Annotated in this window: 23 protein-coding genes; 9 read left to right on the forward strand and 14 right to left on the reverse strand. The window is 70.1% G+C overall.

Annotation, left to right across the window (positions count from 1 at the left end; all coding sequences use genetic code 11):
* Positions 1 to 41 precede the first annotated feature (41 nt).
* A complete protein-coding gene (locus HNR67_RS39465; protein ID WP_185008524.1) occupies positions 42 to 728 on the reverse strand; it encodes a DUF2848 domain-containing protein in 687 nt (228 codons plus the stop codon).
* Positions 729 to 778: 50 nt separating this feature from the next.
* Here HNR67_RS39465 and HNR67_RS39470 point away from each other — a divergent pair, with 50 nt between their 5' ends.
* Positions 779 to 2,098, forward strand: coding sequence for an MFS transporter (locus tag HNR67_RS39470; RefSeq protein WP_185008526.1), 1,320 nt, complete (start codon positions 779 to 781; stop codon positions 2,096 to 2,098).
* On the opposite strand, the gene HNR67_RS39475 is transcribed toward HNR67_RS39470, so the two are convergent.
* Positions 2,052 to 2,678, reverse strand: coding sequence for a GntR family transcriptional regulator (locus tag HNR67_RS39475; RefSeq protein WP_185008529.1), 627 nt, complete (start codon positions 2,676 to 2,678; stop codon positions 2,052 to 2,054). The genes HNR67_RS39470 and HNR67_RS39475 overlap by 47 nt on opposite strands.
* Before the next feature lie 84 nt (positions 2,679 to 2,762).
* Here HNR67_RS39475 and HNR67_RS39480 point away from each other — a divergent pair, with 84 nt between their 5' ends.
* Complete coding sequence (locus tag HNR67_RS39480; RefSeq protein ID WP_185008531.1) at positions 2,763 to 3,557, forward strand: carbon-nitrogen hydrolase family protein; 795 nt, start codon at positions 2,763 to 2,765, stop codon at positions 3,555 to 3,557.
* An 83-nt stretch (positions 3,558 to 3,640) separates the two neighbouring features.
* Here the strand turns inward: HNR67_RS39480 and nadC are convergent, their stop codons facing one another.
* From nadC to nadA, 3 genes are read right to left on the reverse strand one after another with little or no spacing between them, the layout of a single operon-like run.
* Complete coding sequence (gene nadC, locus HNR67_RS39485; RefSeq protein WP_221491360.1) at positions 3,641 to 4,495, reverse strand: carboxylating nicotinate-nucleotide diphosphorylase; 855 nt, start codon at positions 4,493 to 4,495, stop codon at positions 3,641 to 3,643.
* Positions 4,496 to 4,551: 56 nt separating this feature from the next.
* Positions 4,552 to 6,201, reverse strand: coding sequence for an L-aspartate oxidase (locus HNR67_RS39490; RefSeq protein WP_185008535.1), 1,650 nt, complete (start codon positions 6,199 to 6,201; stop codon positions 4,552 to 4,554).
* A 1-nt stretch (position 6,202) separates the two neighbouring features.
* Positions 6,203 to 7,222 carry a quinolinate synthase NadA gene (gene nadA, locus HNR67_RS39495; RefSeq protein WP_185008537.1) on the reverse strand — a complete coding sequence of 340 codons (1,020 nt, stop codon included), beginning with the start codon at positions 7,220 to 7,222 and terminating at the stop codon, positions 6,203 to 6,205.
* Positions 7,223 to 7,293: 71 nt separating this feature from the next.
* On the opposite strand from nadA, the gene HNR67_RS39500 reads away from it, so the two are divergent.
* Together HNR67_RS39500 and HNR67_RS39505 are read left to right on the forward strand one after the other, a co-directional pair.
* Positions 7,294 to 8,019, forward strand: a complete 726-nt coding sequence (locus tag HNR67_RS39500; protein ID WP_185008539.1) for an NUDIX domain-containing protein — start codon at positions 7,294 to 7,296, stop codon at positions 8,017 to 8,019.
* 9 nt (positions 8,020 to 8,028) lie between these two features.
* Positions 8,029 to 8,703 (forward strand): LON peptidase substrate-binding domain-containing protein, encoded by a 675-nt coding sequence (locus tag HNR67_RS39505; RefSeq protein WP_185008541.1) that lies wholly within the window; start codon positions 8,029 to 8,031, stop codon positions 8,701 to 8,703.
* A gap of 114 nt (positions 8,704 to 8,817) precedes the next feature.
* On the opposite strand, the gene HNR67_RS39510 is transcribed toward HNR67_RS39505, so the two are convergent.
* The 3 genes from HNR67_RS39510 to HNR67_RS39520 all read right to left on the reverse strand — a co-directional run bounded on the left by HNR67_RS39510 (position 8,818) and on the right by HNR67_RS39520 (position 11,487).
* The gene (locus HNR67_RS39510; protein WP_185008543.1) at positions 8,818 to 9,669 is read right to left on the reverse strand and encodes an NAD(P)-dependent oxidoreductase; all 852 of its coding nucleotides are present in this window, start codon (positions 9,667 to 9,669) and stop codon (positions 8,818 to 8,820) included.
* Positions 9,670 to 9,717: 48 nt separating this feature from the next.
* Positions 9,718 to 10,149, reverse strand: coding sequence for a CBS domain-containing protein (locus tag HNR67_RS39515; RefSeq protein ID WP_185008546.1), 432 nt, complete (start codon positions 10,147 to 10,149; stop codon positions 9,718 to 9,720).
* Positions 10,150 to 10,506: 357 nt separating this feature from the next.
* Entirely contained in the window at positions 10,507 to 11,487 is a 981-nt protein-coding gene (locus tag HNR67_RS39520; RefSeq protein WP_185008548.1) for a GlxA family transcriptional regulator, read from the reverse strand.
* Between the two features lie 95 nt (positions 11,488 to 11,582).
* On the opposite strand from HNR67_RS39520, the gene HNR67_RS39525 reads away from it, so the two are divergent.
* The gene (locus HNR67_RS39525; protein WP_185008549.1) at positions 11,583 to 12,281 is read left to right on the forward strand and encodes a DJ-1/PfpI family protein; all 699 of its coding nucleotides are present in this window, start codon (positions 11,583 to 11,585) and stop codon (positions 12,279 to 12,281) included.
* A 417-nt stretch (positions 12,282 to 12,698) separates the two neighbouring features.
* Here HNR67_RS39525 and HNR67_RS39530 read toward each other — a convergent pair whose 3' ends face one another.
* Positions 12,699 to 13,682: a helix-turn-helix transcriptional regulator gene (locus tag HNR67_RS39530; protein ID WP_185008551.1), complete on the reverse strand. Its 984-nt coding sequence runs from the start codon at positions 13,680 to 13,682 to the stop codon at positions 12,699 to 12,701.
* A gap of 633 nt (positions 13,683 to 14,315) precedes the next feature.
* Between HNR67_RS39530 and HNR67_RS39535 the strand changes: the two genes are divergently transcribed.
* Together HNR67_RS39535 and HNR67_RS39540 are read left to right on the forward strand one after the other, a co-directional pair.
* Positions 14,316 to 14,720: a RidA family protein gene (locus tag HNR67_RS39535; protein ID WP_185008553.1), complete on the forward strand. Its 405-nt coding sequence runs from the start codon at positions 14,316 to 14,318 to the stop codon at positions 14,718 to 14,720.
* A 951-nt stretch (positions 14,721 to 15,671) separates the two neighbouring features.
* Positions 15,672 to 16,736: a DUF2293 domain-containing protein gene (locus HNR67_RS39540; protein WP_185008554.1), complete on the forward strand. Its 1,065-nt coding sequence runs from the start codon at positions 15,672 to 15,674 to the stop codon at positions 16,734 to 16,736.
* Here HNR67_RS39540 and HNR67_RS39545 read toward each other — a convergent pair.
* Together HNR67_RS39545 and HNR67_RS39550 are read right to left on the reverse strand one after the other, a co-directional pair.
* Entirely contained in the window at positions 16,720 to 17,658 is a 939-nt protein-coding gene (locus HNR67_RS39545; protein ID WP_185008556.1) for a GNAT family N-acetyltransferase, read from the reverse strand. The genes HNR67_RS39540 and HNR67_RS39545 overlap by 17 nt on opposite strands.
* Positions 17,659 to 18,262: 604 nt before the next feature.
* Positions 18,263 to 19,324 carry a DUF6923 family protein gene (locus tag HNR67_RS39550; RefSeq protein WP_185011824.1) on the reverse strand — a complete coding sequence of 354 codons (1,062 nt, stop codon included), beginning with the start codon at positions 19,322 to 19,324 and terminating at the stop codon, positions 18,263 to 18,265.
* Positions 19,325 to 19,593: 269 nt separating this feature from the next.
* Between HNR67_RS39550 and HNR67_RS39555 the strand changes: the two genes are divergently transcribed.
* Positions 19,594 to 20,352 (forward strand): bestrophin-like domain, encoded by a 759-nt coding sequence (locus HNR67_RS39555; protein ID WP_185008558.1) that lies wholly within the window; start codon positions 19,594 to 19,596, stop codon positions 20,350 to 20,352.
* Between the two features lie 27 nt (positions 20,353 to 20,379).
* Here HNR67_RS39555 and HNR67_RS39560 read toward each other — a convergent pair whose 3' ends face one another.
* Both HNR67_RS39560 and HNR67_RS39565 read right to left on the reverse strand, forming a co-directional pair.
* Positions 20,380 to 21,156, reverse strand: a complete 777-nt coding sequence (locus HNR67_RS39560; protein WP_185008560.1) for an SDR family oxidoreductase — start codon at positions 21,154 to 21,156, stop codon at positions 20,380 to 20,382.
* 80 nt (positions 21,157 to 21,236) lie between these two features.
* Positions 21,237 to 21,617, reverse strand: a complete 381-nt coding sequence (locus HNR67_RS39565; RefSeq protein WP_185008561.1) for a hypothetical protein — start codon at positions 21,615 to 21,617, stop codon at positions 21,237 to 21,239.
* A 263-nt stretch (positions 21,618 to 21,880) separates the two neighbouring features.
* Between HNR67_RS39565 and HNR67_RS39570 the strand changes: the two genes are divergently transcribed.
* Complete coding sequence (locus HNR67_RS39570) at positions 21,881 to 22,972, forward strand: hypothetical protein (RefSeq protein ID WP_185008563.1); 1,092 nt, start codon at positions 21,881 to 21,883, stop codon at positions 22,970 to 22,972.
* A gap of 279 nt (positions 22,973 to 23,251) precedes the next feature.
* Here the strand turns inward: HNR67_RS39570 and HNR67_RS39575 are convergent, their stop codons facing one another.
* Positions 23,252 to 24,274 carry a ParA family protein gene (locus tag HNR67_RS39575; RefSeq protein ID WP_185008565.1) on the reverse strand — a complete coding sequence of 341 codons (1,023 nt, stop codon included), beginning with the start codon at positions 24,272 to 24,274 and terminating at the stop codon, positions 23,252 to 23,254.
* Between the last annotated feature and the right edge of the window lie 15 nt (positions 24,275 to 24,289).

The raw sequence follows: 24,289 nt of genomic DNA on the forward strand, positions 1-24,289 counted from the left end.
GCAGACCCTAGCTGCCACTCTCTTGCATTAGCACCCCCGGTTCAGCCGACCGGTGCGGGCAGCCTCCGCACCGTGTACGCACAGGAAATACGCGCGCCGGTATCCGGATCGCCCAGCTCGACCCGCCAGGCGTCGGCGAACTGGTCCACGCCGGGCTTCATCGGGATGGTGCCGGAGAGCAGTACGGTGCCCGGTTCGGCCAGCCCGTCCGCGCGCAGCCGCTCCAGCCAGTAGGCCGGGGTCAGCAGGTCGCCCATGGTGCCCTGCTGGATGAGCTGCTCGACGCCGTCGACGCCGATGACCCAGGCGGTCAGGGTGAGCCGGTCCACCCGGTCGGCCACCTCGTCCAGGCGCCAGGCCTGCCTGCCCAGCACGTCCGGCCCGGCCTGCTTGCTCCAGGCCACCCCGTGCACCTCCAGGGCGCGGTCGGTGTGGTCGCAGGCCACCGTGAGCAGCACCCCGGCCTCGGTGATGACCAGTGCCCACTCGGCCTCACCGGAGGTCCGCTCGTGCTGCACCGGCACCTCGCCGGTCTGCAACGCCAGGTAGGGCGCGACCGGATAGAGGCAGGGGGTGACGGTCGGGGCGGGCACGCCGAGTTGTGCCAGCTCGGCCACGTGCGCGGCCACCTCGGCCTGGCTGCGCCCGGCGTACCCGGCGTTGAGCAGCGTGTTCACCGTGGTCCGGACGGTCTCGCCACCGGGCAGTTCGAAGCTGAGTTGGGTCATCGTGCCTCTCCGCTCTTGCGCATACGTCTTGTATACAGCAAGTATTAGGCATGCATAACCAGCGATCCCTGATCAGGGCCTTCACCGCGAGCCTGAGCGGCACCGCGCTGGAGTGGTACGACTTCGCGATCTACTCCTCCAGCGCGGCCCTGGTCTTCGGCGCGCTGTTCTTCCCCAGCCACGACCCGCTCTCCGGCACCCTGCTGGCCTTCTCCACCTACGCGGTCGGCTACCTGTCCCGGCCACTCGGCGGCTTCGTCTTCGGCCGCCTGGGTGATGTGATCGGCCGGAAGAAAGTACTGGTCATCACGCTGATGATCACCGGCGTGGCCACCTTCGCGATCGGCCTGCTGCCCACCCACGACGACATCGGCGTGACCGCCGCGGTGCTGCTGGTCGTGCTGCGCTTCGCCCAGGGCGTCGGCCTTGGCGGTGAGTGGGGCGGCGCGGTGCTGCTCTCCAGCGAGTTCGGCGATCCGGCCCGCCGCGGCTTCTGGGCCTCCGCGGCCCAGGTCGGCCCGCCGCTGGGCACCCTGCTGGCCAACGGCGTGATCGCGCTGCTCGGGGTGTCCATGAGTGCCGAGGACTTCCTGGCCTGGGGCTGGCGGGTGGCCTTCCTGCTCTCCGCGGTGCTGGTGCTCTTCGGCCTGTGGATCCGCGCCCGGCTGGAGGAGACCCCGGTCTTCCAGGCCATCGCCGACAGCGGCGACCGCCCCACCGCACCCATCACCGAGGTCTTCACCACCCAGCGCCGCGCCCTGCTCGCCGCGGTGCTCTGCCGGGTCTGCCCCGACGTGCTCTACGCGCTGTTCGCGGTGTTCGTGCTGACCTACGCCACCCAGGAACTGGGCGTGCCGCGCGGCTGGGCACTGGCCGCGGTGCTGATCGGCTCCGCGGTCCAGGTCTTCCTGATCCCACTGGCCGGCGCGCTCTCGGACCGCTGGGGCAGGCGCCGGATGTACGCCATCGCCACCGTCGCCGCGATGGCCTGGCCGTTCGTCTTCTTCCCGCTGGCCGAGACCCGCTCGCTGCCCGCGCTCATCCTCGGCGTGCTGGGCGGCCTGGTGATCCACTCGGCCCTGTTCGGCCCGCAGGCCGCCTTCATCTCCGAGCAGTTCACCCCGCGGCTGCGCTACACCGGCAGCTCACTGGCCTACACCCTGGCCGGGGTGATCGGCGGCGCCATCGCCCCGCTGCTGTTCACCTACCTGCTCGCCGAGTACCACGACTGGCTGGCGCTGGCCGCCTACCTCGGCCTGACCGGCGTGATCACCCTCATCGGCGTGGCACTGGGCCGCGACCCCGACCCGACCGAGGAGCGGCTCAGCCCGCCAGCAGCACCTTCAGCGTCGCCTGCAGATGCGTCGTGATGGCCAGCGACGCGGCCAGCCCGTCCCCCTCGCTCAGCGCGTTGAGGATCAGCTCGTGCTCGGCCAGCACGTCCTCCCGCCGCCCGGCCGCCCGGCCGAGCGCGGCCACCCCCACGGTGACCTGCCGGGCCCGCAACCCGTCGTAGACCCGCACCAGCAGCTGATTCCCCGAGGCCGCCACCAGCGCCGCGTGGAAGCGCCGATCCCACTCGATGAACTCGCGCGGGTCCTCGGCGAGGAGCAGCCCGCGCTGGGTCTCCAGCGCCACCGCCATCTCCTTCAGCGCGCTCCGGTCCCCCTCCAGGATGCGCGCGGCGGCGTGCCGTTCGAGCATCTCCCGGAGTTCCATCAGCTCCTTGATCTCCCGCATGGTCATGATCGGGATGTAGGCGCCCTTCTTCGGCACCAGGCGGATGAGATCCTCGGCCGCGAGCATCAGCAACGCCTCGCGGATGGGAGTACGCGACACACCGATACGGTCAGCGAGTTCCTGCTCGTTGATGAACTGCCCCTGCATGGCCGGATCACCCAGCACCGTGTCCTTGAGGAACTCATAGGCACGGTCACGGCCACTGGCCATCAGACACCCCCTTGCATACTGGAAGTATACAAGTAGGTCACACTGTGTGTGCCAGCTTGCCGCGGAGTTCTAGGAGGACCCAGAGTGCGAATCGGCCTGTGTCAGATCGTGTCAGGCGCCGACCCCGCCAAGAACCTGGAGCTGGTTCGGGAGGGCATCCGCCTGGCCGCCGACCAGGGCGCCGAGCTGGTGGTCTTCCCCGAGGCCACGATGGCCTGCTTCGGCGGCCCGAAGCTGGCCGAGATCGCCGAACCGGTGGACGGTCCCTGGGGCACCGCGGTCGGCACGCTGGCCAAGGAGGCCGGTGTGCTGGTCGTCGCGGGCATGTTCACTCCCGCCCCGGACGGCCGGGTCTACAACACCCTGCTGGTCACCGGCGGCGACGACCCGGTGGGCTACAACAAGATCCACCTCTTCGACGCCTTCGGCTTCACCGAGTCCAAGACGGTGGCCCCCGGCGACGACCTGGTCGCGATCGAGATCGGCGGCGTCACCGTCGGCATGACCACCTGCTACGACGTCCGCTTCCCCGAGCTGTACCGGGCCCTGGCCGACAACGGCGCCAGCGTCATCATCACGGCTGCCTCCTGGGGCGCGGGCGAGGGCAAGCGCGAGCAGTGGGAGCTGCTGACCAGGGCCCGCGCCCTGGACTCCACCACCTGGCTGGTGGCCTGCGGCCAGGCTGACCCGGCCACCACCGGCGTCGAGACCACCGGCAACGCCCCGACCGGCGTCGGCTACAGCGCGGTCATCGACCCCTTCGGCAACGTGCACGCCGGCCTGGGCGCCGAACCGGAGGTCCTGGTCGTGAGCATCGACCCGTTCATGGTCGAACAGGCCCGCGAGGCCATCCCGGTCCTGGAGAACCGCAGGCTCTGACCCAAGCCCTGCCCACCCCCGGAGAAAGCGAAGGGGCGCCTTCCCCCCGGACAGGCGCCCCTCCTCTTCCTCCCCCAAGGCCCTCAGCGCAGATCGAGCCCGAGGTCCAATGCCGGCGAGGAGTGCGTCAACCCACCCACCGCCAGGTAGTCCACCCCGGTCTCCGCGTACTCCCGCGCCACATCCAGCGTCAGCCCGCCGGATGCCTCCAGCTTCGTCCCGGTCCCGGCCGCCCGGCGCACCGCCTCGGCGCACTGCTCCGGCGTGAAGTTGTCCAGCAGCACCAGCGAGGCCTGCTCGCCGAGCACCAGGTCCAGCTCCTCCAGCGAGGTCACCTCGACCTCGCAGGGCAGGTGCGGCGCGTGCTGGCGGGCCAGTTTCAGCGCCTGCACCACCCCGCCCGCGGCGACCACGTGGTTGTCCTTGATCAGCACCGCGTCGCCGAGGCCCAGCCGGTGGTTCTCCCCGCCGCCGCAGCGCACCGCGTACTTCTGCAGCAACCGCACCCCCGGCATGGTCTTGCGGCTGTCCCGCACCACGCACCCGGTCCCGTTGACCGCGTCCACCCAGGCGGCGGTCGCGGTGGCCACCCCGGAGAGGTGGCAGACCAGGTTCAGCGCGGTCCGCTCGGCGGTGAGCAGGCCGCGCACCGGGCCGCGCAACCGCAGCGCGCTCTCCCCCGGCGACAGCTTCTCCCCGTCCTTGCGCAGTTCGAGGACCTCGTAGTTCTCCGCGCCGATCACCGTGTCGAACACGGCCAGCGCGACCACCACCCCGGCCAGCACCCCGCCCTTGCGCGGGTTGAGGTCGGCCTCGGCGACCGCCTCCCGTGGCACGGTCGCGTCCGTGGTCGCGTCCGGGCCGTACCGTAGGTCCTCGCCGAGGGCCAGGCTGATCACCCGCTGCACGTCATCGACGTCCAGCCCGGCCCGGCCCAGCTTCGCCGAGACCCGGTGTGAACAGCTCCGCCAGTACTCGACCCCGCCAACGGCTCTCACGCCGCACCTCCCATCGCGGTCCACCGCATCAACTCCGGCCTGCCGTCGGCGCCGAGCCGGACGGCGATGCTGCGCCGCCAGGCGAGGTCGTCGGTGGCCGGATGGTCGTACCGGACGTGGCAGCCCCTGGTCTCGGTCCGCGCGGCGGCGCTGTCCAGCAGCACCGCGGCGGCCAGGGTCAGTGCCGCGTCCTCCACATCCGCACGCGTCCGCAGCAGCGAGTCCACGCTGACCGCGCCGATCGTCTCGACGGCCGCGGCGAGTCCGGCCGCGGTGCGGCCGATCCCGCCGTGCCTGCTCATGGTCAGTTGCAGGGTGTCCCGGTCGGCGATCCGGGCCACCGGGTTGCCGATCCGCACCGGCCCGCGGTGCCCGTCGGCCAGGCCGGTGCCCAGGTCCAGCGCGACCGCCTCGGCCACCCGCTCACCGCCCACCAGCCCTTCCAGCAGGCTGTTGGAGGCGAGCCGGTTGGCCCCGTGCAGCCCGGTCCTGGCCACCTCGCCGACCGCGTACAGCCCGGTCACCCCGGTGCGTCCGTCCACTGTGGACATGACACCTCCGCAGGCGTAGTGACAGGCCGGCGCGACCGGGATGGGATCGACGGCGGGGTCGATCCCGGCCGCCACGCAGGCCGCGTGCACGCTCGGGAACCGTTGCGCGAACGGCATGCCGAGGGTGTCCGGGCCCAGCCTGGTGGCATCGAGGTAGACGTTGCCGGTGCCGGTGGCGTTCATCCGCCGGGTGATCGCGGCGGCCACCACGTCCCGCGGCGCGAGGTCGGCCAGCGGGTGCACACCGGTCATCACCCGCTCGCCCGCGCCGTCCACCAGCACCGCGCCCTCGCCGCGCACCGCCTCGGTGACCAGCGGGCGGCGCCCGCGGGCCTGCGGTCCGGTGTAGAGCACGGTCGGGTGGAACTGGGTGAACTCCAGGTCGGCCGCGATGGCCCCGGCCCGCAGGGCCAGCGCGAGCCCGTCCGCGGTGGCCACCTCCGGATTGCTGGTGGCCGCGTAGAGCTGGCCGAGCCCGCCGGTGGCCAGCAGCACGGCCGGCGCGGCGAGCACACCGAGGTTGCCGGCGTCGTCCAGCACGAGCAGTCCGCTGACCGCGCTGCCCGGCCGCGGCCCGACCTGCACCGGCTCGGCCCGCAGCACGTCCACGGCGGTGTGCCGCTCCAGGATGGTCAGCCGCCCGTCGCGGGCACTGGCCAGCAGCGCGCGCTCGACCTCGGCGCCGGTGGCGTCCCCGCCGGCGTGCACCACCCGGAACGCGGAGTGCCCGCCCTCCCTGGTGCGCGCGAGGGTGCCGTCCGGCCGGGCGTCGAAGATCGCGCCACGCCGCCGCAGCCGCCGCACCGCGGCCGGTCCACCGGCCAGGATGGTGCGCGCGGCGACCTCCTCGCACAGCCCGGCGCCCGCGGTGAGCGTGTCGCCCAGGTGTCCGGCGACGCTGTCACCTGGTTCGTGCTCGCCGTCGAGCACCACCGCGATACCGCCCTGGGCCCACCGGGTGTTGCCCTGTTCGGCACCGGCCTTGGTGACCACCAGCACGCGCAGCCCGAGTTCGGTGGCGCGCAACGCGGCGGTCAGCCCGGCTACCCCGGTGCCGACCACCACCAGGTCCGCGCCGGCTTCCCAGCGCGGCACCTCACTCGCCCCCGCCCGGCTGCCCGATCTCGATCATCCGCTGCACCGAGGCGCGCCCGCGGGCGGCGATCTCGGGGTCCACGTGCACCTCGTCCTTGCCCTCGCGCAGCGCGCGCAGCAGGGCGGCCGGGGTGATCATCTTCATGTAGCGGCAGGAGGCCCGGTCGTTCACCGCGCGGAAGTCGATCTCCGGCGCGGCCAGCTTGAGCTGGTGGATCATGCCGATCTCGGTGGCCACCAGCACCGTGCTCGACTTGGTCTGCCGAGCGGCCTTGACCATGTCGCCGGTGGAGAGGATGTGCACCCGCTCGGCGGGCACGGTGCCCTCGCCCGCCAGGTAGAGCGCGGAGGTGGCGCAACCGCACTCGGGGTGGATGAACAGGTCGGCATCCGGGTTGGCCGCGGCCTTCTCGGCGAGTTCGGGACCGTTGATCCCGGCGTGCACGTGGCACTCGCCCGCCCAGATGTGCAGGTTGTCCCGGCCGGTCACCCGGCGGACGTGCGCGCCGAGGAACTGGTCCGGCAGGAACAGCACCTCCCGATCCTCCGGGATCGAGCGGACCACGTCCACCGCGTTGGAGGAGGTGCAGCAGATGTCGGTCTCCGCCTTCACCTCGGCGGTGGTGTTGACGTAGGAGACCACCACCGCGCCGGGGTGCTCGGCCTTCCAGGCCCGCAGCTGGTCGGCGTCGATCGAGTCGGCCAGCGAGCAGCCCGCCCGCGCGTCCGGGATCAGCACCGTCTTCTCCGGGCTGAGGATCTTGGCGGTCTCGGCCATGAAGTGCACACCGCAGAACACGATGGTCGAGGCCTCGCTCTCGGCCGCGATGCGGCTGAGCGCGAGCGAGTCACCGGTGTGGTGAGCGATGTCCTGGATCTCGGGGAGCTGGTAGTTGTGCGCCAGCAGCACCGCATCGCGCTCCTCGGCCAGCCTGCGCACCTCGGCGGCCCACTCCGCGTTCGGCTCGACGCCGCCGTACGGAGTCAGGTCGGTCCGCTCCAACCACGCAGTAGCGGCCATGTCGTCCTCCTTGCTCCACCCGAGCGTGCCGAGTGGCCGTCAACCAGGTTTTCGCCTTAGAATCGAAAACTATGGGTGATGGTATCAGCCAAAAGGGTCATGCGGCACATGAGGTTCTGGCCGCGGTACTCCAGGTGCGAGCAGGATCACTCCAGGCGCTGCTCTGGGAACGGGCCCGCGAACCCCATGCCGGCCGGTGGTCCCTGCCCGGCGGCAGGCTCGGGACCAGCGAGGACGTCGAGGCATCGGTCCGGCGGCAACTGGGCGAGAAGGTCGATGTGCGCGGAGTGCCGCACGTCGAGCAGCTCGCGGTGTTCTCAGCCCCTGAGAGGGTGCCGGGCGAACGGGTGGTCGCCACGGCCTTCCTCGGCCTGGTCCCCTACGACGTGGACCCGGCCATCCCGGCCGACACCGCCTGGCACCCGGTGGACGCGCTGCCGCCGACCGCCTTCGACCACGAGGCCATCGTGCACCGCGCCCGCAACCGGCTGCGCGCCAAGCTGTCCTACACCAACATCGGCTTCGCCCTGGCCCCGCCGGAGTTCACCGTCTCGGCGCTGCGTTCGCTCTATTCAGCGGCGCTCGGCTACCGGGTGTCAGCGACCAACCTGCAACGCGTGCTGTCCCGCCGCGGCCTGCTGGAACCCACCGGCCACACCGCCCCGCCGGGCCCGTCCGGAGGCCGCCCAGCTGCGTTGTTCCGGTTCCCGGGCAAGGGCTTGGAGGTGACTGATCCGTTCGCGGTGTTGCGTCCGCCAGGGGGAAATCGGCCAGCGGGCTCGACCGGCTCGTCGTAACGTGAACGGGTGACCGACACACTGCCGCTGTTCCCGTTGGGCACGGTGCTGCTGCCGGGCGCCTCGCTGCCACTGCACATCTTCGAACCGCGCTACCGGCAGCTGATGGTGGACCTGGTGACCGGCGCCGTGCCCGGTCGCAGCTTCGGCGTGGTCGCGGTCAAACAGGGCTGGGAGGTCGGCGAGGACAACCTGGAGGCCGTGCACGACATCGGCTGCACCGCGTTGCTGCGCGACGTGCGCAGACTCGACGGCGGCCAGTACGACGTGGTCGTCCGAGGTCAACGCCGCTTCCGGCTGCTGGAGGTGGACCGCACCAGCGCCCCCTACCTGATCGGCCAGGTCGAGTGGATGCCCGACGCGGAACCGGCCCTTGGCCCCAAACCCACGGTGCTCGCCGACGCCGCCCGCGCCGCCCACCGCCGCTACTGCACCACCGCGTGGCGGCAGGAGGACTGGAAGGAACCCAGCAACACAGCCGACGTCGCCTCCCTGTCCCACGAACTGGCCGCCGACTGCATGCTCACCCTGGAGGACCAGCAGCGGTTGCTGGAGGAGACCTGCCCGATCCGGCGGCTGCGGCTGGTCCGCCGGATGCTGACCAGGGAGGCGGAGATCCTGCGCACGCTGCGTGCGGTCCCGGTGCCGCTGACCGAGTTCGCGCAGAAGCACAGCGAGAACTAGCCGCCGGCCGGCCCACCGTTTCCCGCTCCAGACCTGTCTGCCCCGCTCCCCGTCCTCGCAGTCCCCTCGCGCCGGACCGCCTGCCCCGCTCCCCGCGGCTCTCTCCCGTTCCCCTCAGCCCTTGGCGCGCAGATGTGCCACCACGGCACTGAAGTCCCGCCCACCAAGCCCGGCCTCCGCCGCCGCACCCAGCTCCCGCCGAGCCGCCGCGATCACCCCAGCCTCGGCCGCCCCCGCTTCCAGCGCCAGCCGCAGGTCCTTCGCGGCCAGTTCCAGCGAGAACGTGATCGGCAGCCCCGCGGTCTCGTTCTGCTCCCGCAACCGCTTCGCCATCCCACCGACCGCCGACCCGGCCAGCGCGTCCCAGGCCGTGCCCTGCTCCACCCCCAGCTCGTCGGCCAGCGCCATCGCCTCGCCGACCAGCACCGGCACGGTCGCGGTGATCGCGTTGACCACCAGCTTCAACGCGGCCCCCGCCCCGGCCTCGCCCACCCGAACCGGGTTGCCCAGCACCGAGAGCACGTCCACGACCGCGGCGAACTCGGCCTCGGTGCCCCCCACGTAGATGTCCAGGGTGCCGCCCTCGGCCTGCGGCAACGTGCCCTTGACCGGCGCGTCGACCAGCGTGGTCCCCTCGGGCATCCGCGCGCGCAACTCGCGCACCGCCCCGGGCCCGCTGGTGGACATCTCCACCACGGTCGCCCCGGTGGCCAGCTTCCCGGCCGCGCCCCCGGTGCCGAAGATGACCTCGTTCACCGCGTCGCCGTCGGCGAGCATGGTGATGACGTGCTCAGCCCCGTCCACCGCCGCGGCGGGACTGTCCGCGACCCGCGCCCCACGCTGGACGAGCGGGTCGGCCTTGGCCGCGGTCCGGTTCCACACGGTCAGCTCGTGCCCGGCGGCCAGCAACCGGCCCGCCATCAGCACACCCATGCGACCGAGGCCGAGAAAAGCGATACGTGACATGACAACGAACGCTAGGACCAGCCCAGCGACCGCGCCACCGCGAATTTCTCAGCCCTGGGCGATATAGGCCTGAAGGTGCTCGTGGTCCTCTTCGAGCTGGCTGATCCGCGACTTCACCACGTCCCCGATGGAGACGATCCCGGCCAGCCTGCCATCGACGAGCACCGGCACATGCCGGATCCGCCGCTCGGTCATCAGGACGGTCAGGTTGTCCACGGTGTCCTGCGGTGTGCAGGTCACCACGGCGGCGGTCATGATCTCCGCGACCGTGCCGCTGAGCAGTTCGGCCCCGCGTTCCCGCAGCCGCCGCACCACATCCCGCTCGGACACGATGCCCACCACGGTCCCATCCGGCCCCACCACGACCAGCGCGCCCACGTTGTGCTCGGCGAGCACCGTGAGCAACTCGGTGACCGTATTGCCCGGTTCGACCGTGGCAACAGTGGAACCCTTGGTGCGCAGGACATCCGCGATCCGCATGGCAACACCCTTCGATCGACACCGGCCGACCCGCTTCAGGCTAACGGGGGACAGCCGAACGCGCAGCGCCCCCAACGGTGGTTCTTCCGGCCCAACCCAGCCCCCTCACCAGCTCAGCCCACGACCCGATCCCGCCCCTCAGCGGCCCACCCCACGACCCGATCCCGGCCCCTCAGCAGCTCAGCCCACGACCCGATCCCGGCCCCTCAGCGGCCCAGTCCACGACCCGATCCCGGCCCTCACCAGCACCGGCGCACGGCCGCTCGCCGACCCGATCCCGACCCAAACCCAACCCGGCCATCGGCCCCGCATCCGCGATCCCCACAACCGGCCCCGCCCAGGTCAGCCCACCCGAGGTCAGCCCGCCGCCGCCCGTCTGCGGTGCACCATCCGGTAGACCGAGGGCGAGGTCTGGAAGTGGTCGAGGAAGGCCTGCCGCAGGGTCTCGGTCGAGCTGAACCCGCAGCGCGCCGCCACCCCGGTCAACGGCAACCGGGTCGACTCCAGCAGCCGCGCCGCGGCCCTGGTCCGCGCGCCGCGCACGTACCGGCTCGGCGTGCTGCCCAGCTGCTGCTCGAACAACCGGGCCAGGTGCCGGGTGCTCAGTCCCGCCCGGCAGGCCAGGGTGCTGGTCCGCAGGTCAGCGGCCAGATCGGCCTCGATCAGGTTCACCAGCTCGCGCACCACCGCGTGTTCCGGCGGTGGCGCGGCGACGTAGACGCTCACCTGCGCCTGGTTGCCCGGCCGCTGCAGGTAGGTGACCAGGTTCCGAGCCACCGCCCGCGCCAGTACGGCCCCGTGGTCCTCCTCGACCAGGGCCAGGGTCAGGTCCAGCCCGCTGGTCACCCCGGCCGAGGTGTAGACCGACCCGTCCTTGATGAACAGCGGCGCCGGGTCGACGGTCACCGCCGGGTAGTGCTCGGCCATCTTGTCCGCGTAGAACCAGTGCGTGGTCGCCCGCCGCCCGTCCAGCAATCCCGCCGCGGCCAGCAGCGTCGACCCCACGCACACCGACGCGACCCGCCTGCTCATCCGGGCCACCCGCCGCACCTGGTCCAGAAACCGCTGGTCCTCGGCCTGTTCCAGATAGGTCCAGCCCCCGGCCACGATCATCGTGTCCACCGGCCCGGCCACCTGCTCCAACTTGACCTGCGCGGCCAGCGTCAGCCCCGAGGCGCATCGGACCGCCCGCCCACCCATGCTGGCCAGCCGGATCTCGTACCGCGGCGTCACCCCGAGCCGATTGGCCGCGTCCAGCACATCGCTCGGACACGCGATGTCCAGCAGTTCCGCCTGGTCATAGCCAATGATCACCACCCGCCGGTCCCCGGTCGCCATACCGCCAACCTAACGCCCCATGTCCGTCAGACAAGGACCGCAGGTTTCCGGACATCGCCCGCCGCCGCCTCCACACCACCCGCCAGGCTGGACCCATGACCACCGAAGTCCGCACCATCGCCTTCGTCCTCTACCCCGGCCTGACCCCGCTCGACCTGGTCGGTCCCCTCCAGGTGCTCGCCTCCCTGACCCAACTCGGCCTGCCCTACCGCACGATCACGGTCTCCGCCACCACGAACCCCCTCCCCACCGACCTGCCCCTGAACCTGTCCGCCACCCACACCTACGCCGAGGCCCCCGCCCCCTACGCGCTGCTGGTCCCGGGTGGCGGCGGCCCGACCTTCCGCGCCATGGCCGACGAAGAGCTGTTGGACTACCTCCGCACCACCAGCCCCCAGACCGAACTGACCCTGTCGGTGTGCACCGGTTCCCTGCTGCTGGCCGCCGCCGGCCTGCTCGAAGGACGCAACGCCACCACCCACTGGGCCTGCCGCCACCTGCTGCCCAGGTTCGGCGCGACCCCCGTGGCCGAACGCTGGGTCACCGACGGCAGGTTCATCACCGCGGCCGGCGTCGCCGCGGGCATCGACGCCGCCCTGCACGTGGTGCAGCTGCTGGCCGGCCCGGAAGTCGCCCGGGGCGTGCAGACCGGCATCGAGTACGACCCCCAGCCCCCGCTCGGCGGCATCGACTGGTCCACTGTGGACTTCGAGCAGGGCGAACAGTGGAGCAAGGCCATGATCCAGGAGGGTTTGTCCAACCACCCGGCCCTGCTCGCCAAACTGCTCGACTGATCCACCACCCCACCCCTCAGCCAACCCAGGCACCCCACTTTGTTGTTCGCTGGAGAAGAACTCTCTTGCGGAGGGCGCGGAACATCCGGGATGATTCGGTCATGCTGCTGAAGCGAAAGGGCGAGTCCCGCCCAGGCCGGTGACCGGCCCCTCGTGGGTTCCCGGTCACCATTCCGGAGAAATACCCACGATTCCAGCGCTCCCCGCCATCGGATCCACGGCGTACAAGGCTGCGCGAAATTCCGCCGCCCCACTGTCCGCTGTGGACCGATGTCTTCTCCCGCCCGGCGTTCGTGTCCCACGCGACCGTCCCCGCGGGCCCAATCCACGTGGTCGCACCCCGTACCTGTCGTCAACAGAAAGGAGTCGAAACACCTTGCTGCGCCAAGGCTGGGACACAGCCGCCGCACGTTGAGATCACCTGAGGTACGCCGCCGCCAGCGTACGCACGGACTCCGTCAGCAGGGTCCGTAGCTCCTGCGGCGCAAGCACTTCCACCTCCGCACCGAGCTTGAGCAGGTCGTCATGCGCTACGGCGACCTGCTCTATCGGCATGTCCGCGACCACCCACCCACGCTCATCCGGCTCCCCCGCGCTGCCCACCACCGCCGCGGCCACCGTGTCCCCGTACACATACGCCAGCCGGGACATCCCCTTGGGTGACAACCGAACCACCGCCGTCCCCACCAGCATCTCCCGCTCGTACCGCCGAGCCCACTCACTCCAGTACACGGCCAGGTCAAAATCCCCCGGCCGCACAAACCCCTCTCCCAATCGCGTCAGCTCCAACACCTCCGCGACCCGATAGGTCCGCACCCGCCCAGGCTGCTCCACCCCCTGCGCCACCAGATACCAAAGCCCCGCCTTCACCACCAGCCCCAGCGGCTCCAGCACCCGCTCGACCTCCCGAGGCTCCCGCCACCGCCGGTACCGCACGGCGATCCGCTCGCCCTCCCACACCGCCGCCGCGATCCCACCCAGCATCGGCACCCGGTCCACCGGCCGAAACCACCCGGCCGCGTCCAGATGGAACCGCCCCCGCAACGCCTCCGCCCGAACCCGCAACTCCCCAGGCAACGCCGCCAGCAACTTCAACTCCGCCGCCGCCAGCACACCTCCGAGCCCAAGCTCCGCCGCAGGCCCCGGAATCCCGGTGAGGAACAAGGACTCCGCCTCCGCGGCGGTCAACCCCGTCAACCGGGTCCGGTACCCATCCACCAACTGGTACCCGCCAGACCGCCCGGCGTCGCCGTACACCGGCACCCCAGCCGAGGACAACGCCTCCATGTCCCGGTACACGGTCCGCACCGAGACCTCCAGCTCAGCAGCCAACTCGCTGGCCGACATCCGCCCACGCGTCTGCAGCAACAGCAAAGCCGACAACAACCGACTGGCACGCATCCCCGCAACCTACCCCGCCACGCACCCAGCACCGCCACACCACGACGGCACCAGCCACCGCGTCACGGCAGCCCGTGGCGGGTGCTCACGCAGTAAGCCTCACCTCCAAGAGTCTCCTTTCCCAACACGGTCTCCGGCACTGGGGCACCCGCGCCGAGGCCCAGTCCTATTGGGTGCCAACGCTTTCCCAGACAACCCAAGCTCCGCCCCAGTGATCTCGCCGACCACGTGCGGGCGGAATCGACCCAACCACCCGGCCAAGGCAGCACCGGTCAGACCCGGCAGCCGGGCACAACCAACACAACGCCACCCAAGCCAGGAAACCCAGCTCGACCAGGCAAAGCCGTCGAACCCGCGAAGCAACCGCTCAACCACCGCGACGTGGCTCAGGCACAAACGACCCTCAGGCACAGATGGCCCTCGGGCACAGACGACGCTCAGGCGGAGCAGCCTCGCCCAGCCGAAACAATCCGGAACAGTCCGGCCCGGACGTGCGCGGCACCCAGACCCAGCACCCGCCAGGCCACGGTCGACGGCAGCCCGCCGCCCGCACAGGTGCCATGCCCAGTTCGCATCGCACCTGTGCGAAACAGTCGCTGGTCGCATGTCGACCGCACGCCTAGCGTCACCGCCATGCGGACCTCCTTCGACAACCCAGCCAATGCCCCTGGCCCCTTCGCGAACTACTCGCAGGTCGCCCGAATCGACCTGGGCAGCGGCGCATTGCTGGTGTTGTCCGGACAGATCGCGGTCACCGATGATGGCCGGCCCCTGCCGGACCGGGACATGCGGGTGCAGGCGGAGAACGTCTTCGCCACCATCACCGCCCTGCTGGACGCGCATGGCGCGACCCTGGCCGATGTCGTCAACATCCGCTCGTACCTGACGGATATGGACGACCTGCCTGCCTATGGCGCGGTACGCCGCCGACTGTTCCCAGTCGACCCGCCCACAAGCACGACCGTGCAGGTGTCCCGGCTGTTCCGGCCGGAGGCGTTGCTGGAGGTGGATGTCATCGCGACCGTGCGAAACCCCTGAGCCGACTCGACCGCTGGAGCGCCTCGGGCAGCCACGTGGTGCCGGCCCACGTGGTGGCCACAAGCCGCGCCGGCAATCGATCAGTGGCGCGCGATCGTCACTGTCGCCTGCGGTTGACCGTCCGACCCTGGATGTCCAGCCCTGCCGGCGTTTTCACCTCCTCAACGGCAGAGCCGGACAAGTCAACCGGGTCAGTCCGGACAATCAGGCAAGCTGGGCGACGCACACCGGAACCCGACTGGGGTCTGTTCGCATCGTGTCAGATGACAGTCCACTGTGGACATATCAGCGCATTCCACCTCCAGGGAACATTTGTTGGGATGTTCGAGTGGCAACACACGCACCTGCCCGGCACGGTTGATGCTCTGTTCACTGAGATATGGGGCCGCAGCTCAGGCCCGAAGTCCCGCGACATGAGGTCACTGGGAAGAAGTTGCTGTATATGCTCGGGATGCTCAGGTTCGGCGTGCACAGCGGTCGAGTCCCGAGTCTCGGTCCGCCTGAACGCATCGTAGCGCACATTCTGATGATCGAGTTCCACCCCGTGGCACGTACGGACCAGGGGGCCTGCTGAACCAATTCGACTGCGCTGCAACAACTTCAGCGACCACAAGTATCGTGGCCACGAGTTCAGCCTACGGGCGATGCGCGCCAGATCGGCCAATCATCACCCGATCCGTTGACAACAATCGACCCTCGTCGGCACCGGCATCGATATTCCTTGCAGGTCAACGATATCTGTAAGCGGTTTCGCGCGATCATGCCCCCGGAAAGCCGGTGATTTTCCGGGGAGCCGGCGGCTCGAACGGCGGTATGCTTCGTGTGGCGCCAGCGATCCCGGCAGCGCCGCCCCTGCCCAGCATCTCCCCACACGTTCCCAGCCGTACCCGGAGGTCTGTGATCATTTTGTCCTGTTCCCCAGTCGCCACCTCGGCCTGACAGACTGGCGTGGTGGTCCAGGCAGTCAAGTCCAAGCTCGAACGGCGCGTCGCTGAGGCGGCCGTGGCGTTGCTGGCGAAGAAGAAGTTCGTCTCCCCGGTGCTCGTACTCAACCGGCTCGGCTGGTTGACCGACAGGCGGATCGACGACTGGGAACAGGGCCGGATCGGCTCACTCGCCGAAGCGATGACGGTGCCGCCGGACAAGGTGGACGCCGCACTCGGGCTCCTCGAGCACTGGGCACGGCAACAAGGTCTGACCACCGAAGTGGTGGACTACGTTGCGGCGACCCGGGATCGGCGGCCGCTGCGGTTCACTGGATCCGGTCCATCCTCAGCCGAACGCCGGTTCAGCACGCACTGGCTGGCGGCAGGACTCTCGCAGGCGCAACGGGATCGGGTGGTCCAACGCCAGAAGTCGGCACCCGATCTGGTGGTCCTGCGGGCTGAGGGTGGCTGGGTCTGCGCGGACTGCGGTGGTTCGGACACCTACCAGTTCGTCGAGGAGAACCGGCCGTACTGCCTGGAGTGCGCTGACCTGTACCACCTGGTGTTCCTGCCGGCCGGCGACGCCACGCTGACCCGCCGGGCGAAGAAGGCGAGCACGCTGTCCGCGGTGGTGCAACGGTTCAACCGGTCACGCAAGCGGTTCGACCGGCTGGGCCTGCTCGTCGAGGAGAGCGCCCTCGAAGCGGCGGAGGAGCAGTGTTTCGCCGACGCTGAGGTGCGCTCGCGGCGACGGGAGCGGGACGCGGTTCGCCGTGGCGAGCAAGACCTGGAGTTCCAGGACCGGCTCGCCGCGGAGATCCTGCGGCTGTTCCCGGGTTGTGCGCCCGCGCGCGCCGAGGCGATCGCTCGGCACGCGGGTGCGCGCAGCAGTGGCCGGGTCGGGCGGTCCGCCGCCGGCCAGGCCCTCGACGAGGGCGCGACCCGGCGGGCGGTGATCGCCTCGATCCGGCACGAGGACACCGGCTATGACGCGATGCTGATGGCCGGGGTGCCGCGAACCGTTGCCAGGGAACGGATTCGCGACACCATCGACGACGTGCTGGACCGCTGGGTCAGTGGGGTGCGCTGAACACCAGGCGCATCTCGATGTTGCGGTAGCGCCCACGGGTGAAGGCCGCGGCCATCGGCTGATTGACCAGGTCGGTGTCCGCGACCACCCTGGACGCGCCCAGTTCGGCGTGGTGGCGGGTGATGTGCGCGAGCAGGTCATGGATGTAACCGTGGCCTCGGTGCTCGGGCAGCACGCCCAGGTAGCCGACGACGGCGTTGCTCGCGTTGCGCGAAGGCAGGGCCAGACCGACCAGGTCGCCACCCGCGGTGTAGGCCAACCGCCACCACTCGCGGGGGCCGGGCATCTGGTCGCGGTAGAACTCGAAGTCGGCTCGGGCGTGCGCGTCCACACCGACCGCGGTGACACCGCGCCGGGTCTCGGTGTCCAGGCTGCCCTCGGTCAGGCGGCGGAACACCGACAGCATCACGTCGTCGTCGGGTTCGGGACGGAAGTCCAGGCGTGCGGGTGGTTCCGGCAGGCCGTCGGCCGGGGTCCACTCGTAGCGCAGGCGCTCGTTGTCCTCGCTCAGCCCGGCGCGGGCGGCGGCGGTGCGCCGCCAGTCGACCGCGGCAACGGACGCCGGGTCGGCGCGCCAGTTCAGCGGCAGCTTGAGGTGGTAGGCGGGCAGTTCCGGCGCGCCTTCGGCCAGGAACGTCTCGTGGGCCGCGTTGAGCAGGTCACCGACCAGGGTGGCGGGGTCAGCGACCGAGTGGTGCACGTACAGGTAGTCCAGGGCGAGTGGGTGTTCGCCGTCGCCGAAGCCCCACCACATGGCGCGGGCCAGGACTCGGTCGCCGTCCTCAGCCAGCCAGGTCCACTGCGGACGGTACTGGCCTGCGGTGCGGCGTTCGTCGTATTGCACGGCAGTGGCCCAGTCGAACGGAACGGTGCGGTGCGGGATGCGGGCGAAATCGGCCGCGGCGATGGAACGGAACTTCATGTGGAGCTGCCTCCGAGGCGAAGATCAGGAGGCGCGCGCGGGATCGGTCAGGCGATCCGCGGAGGCGCCGGAGGGAACGCGTACATCTCGGGCCTCCCTTCCGTGTGCAGGGGCCGCTCGATGCGGCCGGGCAGAGCATAGGGCATGGCCGCGTCCGGCCGCCGGGATTTTCCGGCTGCGGCCGGACGCGGGTGCACTCGGGCACGTCGGTGGGTACTCAGGCTCGCGAGAATCTCGGGGCGCCGGTCGGTCGGCAGGACCAACCGACCGAGCCGGGCCAGGTTGGGCCGAGCCAGGCCGGGCTGGGCTGGGGCGAGCCGGATTGGATTGGGTTGGGGCGGGCCGGATTGGGGCGGGTTGCGGCAAGTCGGCTCGGGTCGGGCGGGTTGCGGGCCAAGCAGTGGCCTGGTCCGCGCAAGGTGGGGTAGTGATCGGGTTCTCGGCGGCCCGGACCGCGCCTCGACGGACGACGCCCGGCAGCGGCTACCCGCTGGCGGGCAGCGGGCAGCGGGCAGCGGGCAGCGGGCAGCGGGCAGCGGGCAGCGGGCAGCGGGCAGGGATATCTGGAGCAGCGCTGTGGTGCCAAGTGTGGGTTCGAGTGTGGTCAGCGGTGGGAGCGGACGACGCGGAGTGCGGCGCCTGAGCCGAACACGATCATCACCACGGTCACCACGGTCCAGCGTCGCTGGTCGCGGACCAGGGAGGACGAGGCTTGGGCTCTTGGGGTGGGGCGGGCTGGGGCTCGGGCGATGATCGGTTTCGCCGGAGGTGGGGGTGGGGTGGCGCGGGTGGGGGGTGGGGGTGGGAGGACGGGGGCTGGGCGGGTGGTTGTCGTTGTGGTGGGGGGTGGTGGGGCTGGTGGGGGTGGGGGGATCACGGCGGGGGGTGGGGGTGTGGTGGTCGGGGGTTGGGTGGGGGCTGGGGTTGACTTCACGCAGCCTGCGCCGTCGGTGCTGGCCAGGGCTGGGCCGGTGTTGACCTCGGTGAAGGTGTTGTCACCCAGTTGGATGCGGTACAGCCGGCTGGCGCGGCGGTGGTCGTTGTTCAGCACCCACAGGCCGTTGTCGGCCGGGTCCAGCACGACCGCGCCGTAGGTGCTGGAGCCGGGCAGGCCCTTGAGGATCTTGACCTTGGTGACCTTGCCGTTGCCTGGGTCGACCTTGACCAGGGTGCCGTTGCCGTGGCCGGTGTTGGAGATGCCGTAGAGCTTGCCGTCGGCGGGGTTGTGCGCGAAGTCGTCCAGATCGTCGGAGAGCCAGTGCCAGTCCAGGCGGACCGAGTGCACCAGGCCGAGGAAGCTGGGGCTTCGGGGGTCGATGTCGATCGCGTAGAGCTTGTCCCATTCGCGCACGTACAACCGGTTGCCGATGACAGTGCCGGCGAAGCTGTCGATCAGGCCGCTCCACGGCACCGGCACGCTGCCCGTGCGCCGCAGCGGACCGAGGTCCTTGACCGCTCCGTTCTGGTCGATGCGGACGACGTGACCACCGTCACGGAACTTGCCGGATCGGTCCCGGGAGGCGATCCCATACACAAGTCCCTGCGCCGGGGCGTACCCGATCGAGTTAACGGCTAGGTCCAATGGCTGCGGGGGCCGGTTGGGCAGGCCGGTGGGCAGCGTGACCCGCAACAGGGTGGACAGGCCGCCGTGGGAGGTGGCACGCACCTGGTAAGCGGTGCAGACGCTGGCCGCGTCGGCCTCGACCGGACTGAGTCCGCCACTGCTGAGGAAGAGCAGGAACGAGGTACTGCACAGCGCAACCAAATGGCGCGACCACCGTATCGGAGCAACTGAATACGACAATCGGGTACTCCTTTCAGGATCGCGCTGATTCGCTCTGCTAACAGCACCGGATCGTCATCGCTTCGCGACTGGACCGGACTGTACTCCTCACAGTAGACCGTGATGTAATCCCGGACCAGAAAGGAGCTGAATTGAACCTCTACCTGTCAGGCTTGCTCTGGGTCGCCGGAGTCGCTGCGGTCGTCGCGGCCTTGGCCGTCCTGTTCCGCAGATTCGGCTCCGACGAGGAACGACTGAGCAACAACGAGTCCGCCGGATTGGTTTTCACCATTGTCGGCGGACTGCACGCGGTGGTCACCGCGTTTGTGCTGATCTCCCTGCTGGACACGGTCAAGTCGGTGGGTGACGACTCGACCAAGGAGGCCAACAGCATCGTCGCGGTGAACTGGGCCGCGACCTCCTTCGCCGATCCGGTGCGCGGCAAGGTCGAGGAACTGACCAGGTCCTACCTCGGCACCGTGCTCAACGATGAGTGGCCGAAGCTCCGCCAGGAGCAGGATGTCGACGAGGACGGCTGGCAGAAGCTGGACGAGCTGCGCAAGGTCATCGCGGAGGCCCCGGCCGAGGGTCACTGGCTGGAGAACCGCAAGACCGAGGCGTCCAACCAGCTCTGGGAGGCATACCAGGCCCGGCAGTCACGACTGGACGCCGCCAGTGGCGGGGTCAGCACGGTGATGTGGTTCGCGCTCATTCTCGGCGCGGTGATGTCAGCGTTGTTCCCGTTCCTGTTCGGCGGCCCGAAGATAATTCCACATATCGTTATCGTGGTGATCCTGACCGCCGCACTGACCCTGCTACTGTTCGCGATTTATCAGCTGGAAAACCCGTTCAGCGGTGGCGTCAAGGTCGATCCGGACGCATTCAGCTCGGCCCTGGACCGGTTGCGCTGACCCTGTCGAATCATCCCATGTCCGGTTTCACTGGCTTTTTCCGGTCTCCTCGGCGAGGAACTCGGCGAATGTGACCGTTCCGTCCGCGTGTTCCGGGGCGAGGTGTTCACCGTTTCGATACGTGGTGAACACCTTGCCCGGGAATCGCATCGGCACCAGCCAGCGGCGCTTGCCCTGCTGACGCAGGTACAGCCGGGCGAGATCGGCCACCAGGTGCGTTTCCGGGCCGCCGAGGTCCGGCACATTGCCGGCGGGCCTGCCGGTGGCGAGCGTGATGAGCCGTTCGGCGACCTCGGTGACCTCCACCGGCTGCACCCGGATCCCGGACGGCACCGGCATGATCGGCAACACCGCCAGCCCGCTGACGACCTGGAGCACCAGGTCGTGGAACTGGGTGGTGCGCAGGATCGTCCACGGCAGCCCGGACTCGCGGACCACCGTTTCGGCCTCGAGTTTGCCCCGGTAGTAGGGGAACGGGATCCGGTCGACGCCGACGATGGAGATGTAGACCAGGTGCGGCGCCCGCGCGCGGACCGCGGCCTCGACCACCGTGCGCGTCAGCTCCACGTCCCGCTTGCGGTTGACCGCGGTCGCGGTGTGCACGATCGAATCGACCCCGGTGCAGGCGGCGTCCAGCCCCTCCCCCGTGGCGTAGTCGACGGTGTGCCAGTCGATCCCCGGATCGGTCTCGGCCGGGCGCGGGCTCCGGCTGGTCAGCCGGACCTGATGGCCCGCACGCACCAGCCCACGCACCACGGCTCGGCCAAGGGTGCCGCTGCCGCCGGTCACCAGAACCACACTCATCGCTGGGCCTCCTGTTCTCGGGTTCACCTGGAGGACGAGCCACCCGGTCCTGGTGTGACCCGCCCTCGACGTGGTCCCGGTCACCAGGCGTGCCAGCGCGCGCCGTGCCGGTGCCGGATCGGCGGGATGTCCGCCTCGGCCGGCGCGCCGGGGTGCCGGCGGCCGGGCGTGTTGATCTCGCGCAGCACCGTGGTGAGGGCGCGGCGCAGGTCCTGGCGGGCACGTCGTTCCGCGATGCGGGCCAGCCGGGCGATCTCCCGATTCCCGTTGTGCATACGCGGATACGAGTAGATCGCGACGGCCCGCCGGAGCGCGATCGGCCGCACCCGACGGCCCTGGTGCCGGGCCTCGGTGTGGGCCGCCGTGCTGTAGCGCAGGTCGCTGACGGCCACCGCGTGCCAGGCCCGGTGGTGCGGGGTCCGGGCGCGGGTGGACCTGATGTGGGCAGCGGTGCGGGACATGAGACTCCCCTGGTTCGCACCGCCAGGTATCTCCTGGCGGAGCTATCTGAAGCCCAGGGGTCCTGATTTCCGCAGCGCGTCCATGACCAGGACGTTAGCCGACCCGCGGGGCCGGTGGGGTGAGTTGTCCACAGGGCAGGCCGGCCTGGTGGCGGGTGCGGCGAGGTGGGTTCCGGCGCGGGATCCGATCTTGGGAATTGGCGGGTGGGTGGTGTGGGCGGGAAGCGTCGTTGGTCGGCAGGGCGCCCGCCTAGACTGCGGCGATGGCACCCGATGGGTTTTCGGTCGACACCGCGGTCGAGGCGGTAGAGGCGGCGATCGCGGCGAAGAAGCTCTCGCTGCTGGAAGCGGCCTATCACGACCTCGCCTCGGCACCGACAGACGTGCTGGCCGCGCATTCGGCCACGATCGGCCCTCGGCTGACCGCCCTGCTGCCCGAGATGCCGCAATGGCATTCGGCCGTGTACGCGGTGTTCGTCGGCGCGCTGGTGGAATGGCAGGCCGACGCGGTGGCCTGCGCGCCGCCGATCCTGGACGGCCTGCAGGAGAGCCTGGAAGACGCGATCGAGTTCGCCCGCCTGTGGCGCAACAGGTTCGGTGAGGACGCCGAACTGCCGGAGCCGACCGAGATGCCCAGCGAAGAGGTGCAGGACCGGCTCGGCCCGGACTTCGGGGACGTCTGGCACGCGCCGTACTTCGGCTGGCACACCGTGCACAAGTGGGAGATGGCCGCGGTGGCCGTGCTCGCCGATCGCCGGGTGCGCCGGGGGCTGACCAACCGGGACGAACTGCTGGCACTGATCGACCGGCTGGAACCGGACTACGGCGACCTGCGCTGCGTGCAGTGGGCGCTGCTGCTGCTCGACGAGGAGCCGCTGCTGGTGCTGGACCGCGCCTCCGGCCGGGCCTTCCGGATGCGGATGAGCGGGATCGCCGGGAACTACCAGCTCCAGACCTTGCTGGCCGGGGCGCTCATCGGGGGCGGCCACCTGCCGGGGACGGCGCCCAGTGCCGAGGCGGTGGCGCTGAGCAGTGTCGCGGAGATCGACATGAAGGCGCTGGACGAGCTGCCGCACACGGTGGAGTGCTTCAACTTCGCCGAGCCCTCCGGCCGCTGGATCTGGGGTGAGTCCACGCCCAGCCGGATCCCGGTGGTGGACGGCATCCGCAGGCTGGTGCTGGACCCGCCGGTGTTCACCCACGCCTACCAGGCCGTGCGCTTCCTGCCGCGGGTGCCCGGACGCCTTGACCTGGAGGAGATCCTGGAACCGGCCGAGGCCGCGCCCTACTTCGCGGGCGTCCAGGAACTGATGTCGGTGCAGGAGGCCAGCCGGCTGGCCGCGGACGGGTACTGAGCCGCCGGGCACTACGCGGGCGAACGCGGAAAGGCCCGGTCAAGGTGGGTGCCCACCCTGACCGGGCCTTCGCGTTCAGTCAGCGCTGGTTGTACTGGCGCAGGGGACTTATTCCTGGGGTGCGCTATTCGCCCATCCGCGATGGTCTCCACGTACCGTTGACACACCTCCGGTAAACAGGTGACCAGCATTAATCCACCCTGTGGGCCCATGCCTAGAGTCGCCGACGACAGCCAATGATCACCATCACGCAGGACTCACCCCGTCAGGTCACCGAGTTCAGAGCTCGTCGACGAGTGATTGCATCGACTGGATGCAGTTCTGGAGGTACTCACTCTTGACCTGCACGCGCTTTCCCTCGATCTCCGGGCGACCCGGCTGCTGGGCATAGAACGGGCAGCCGCGGGCGAACGAAACGACCCCGGCGGTCTGGAAGTCCCGGATCTCAACCATGACGTCCTTCGCCTCGCTCGCGGTGAACATCCCGGGGTTCGCCGCGATGAGCGTCTTCACGTCCGCGTCGATGGTCTTGAGCACGGCGGAGTACCCCGACGCCGCGACGACGTACTGAGTGAGCCGGTTCTTCGCAATCACGTGCACCTTCGGCAGAACACGACCCTCCGCCTTCAACTTCGTGGCGAAGGCGTACTGGGTGTAGATCTCGGACGGCAGCTTCAGGCCGTAGATCAACGAGAACGCGTTCTGGATTGCCCGGCGCGAGGAGTCGTCGGCCATCACCGGCAGGACCAAGCGGTCGGCGGTTGCGAGGGCGATCTGGGTGTACATCGAGAACGACGGGTTCGCGTCGATGAAGATCGCGTCGTACCTACTCTCCAGGGTATCGACCAGGTTCCGGATCCAGTCGATAACGCGTAGCCAGGTGGGGGTGCCAGCCAGCTGCGTGTTGGCCAGCGTGGAGACAGCGTTGGCCTGCAACTCCAAGATCGGGTCTCCGGCGATGAGGTCGAGGTTGTCCGGGATCACGGAGTTGTAGTCCGCCGGGTGAGAGATGTAGAGGTCGGGATCAATCGCCGGGGCCGACCACGGGGTAGGGACGCGCAGTTCGAAGTAGCCGCCGATGGTCCTGCGGGTCGGCTCATTCTGGCGGGCGAGCAGGACTTCGCTGCCCTTACCCGTCAACCCACCGAGAAGCAGCTCGGACAGGTTGGCCTGTGGGCAGACGTCGATGGCCAAGACCCGCTTGCCCGGGTTCTGGTGGGCATAGAAGGCCATGGACTGGAAACACAGGCTCGTCTTGCCCGTACCGCCCTTGTTGTTCCAGAACGCGTAGGTCGTGGTCACGCGAGAGCTCCTCCA

Origin of the sequence: Crossiella cryophila, from assembly GCF_014204915.1 — a bacterium.
In the GTDB taxonomy this organism is placed as follows: Bacteria; Actinomycetota; Actinomycetes; order Mycobacteriales; family Pseudonocardiaceae; genus Crossiella; species Crossiella cryophila.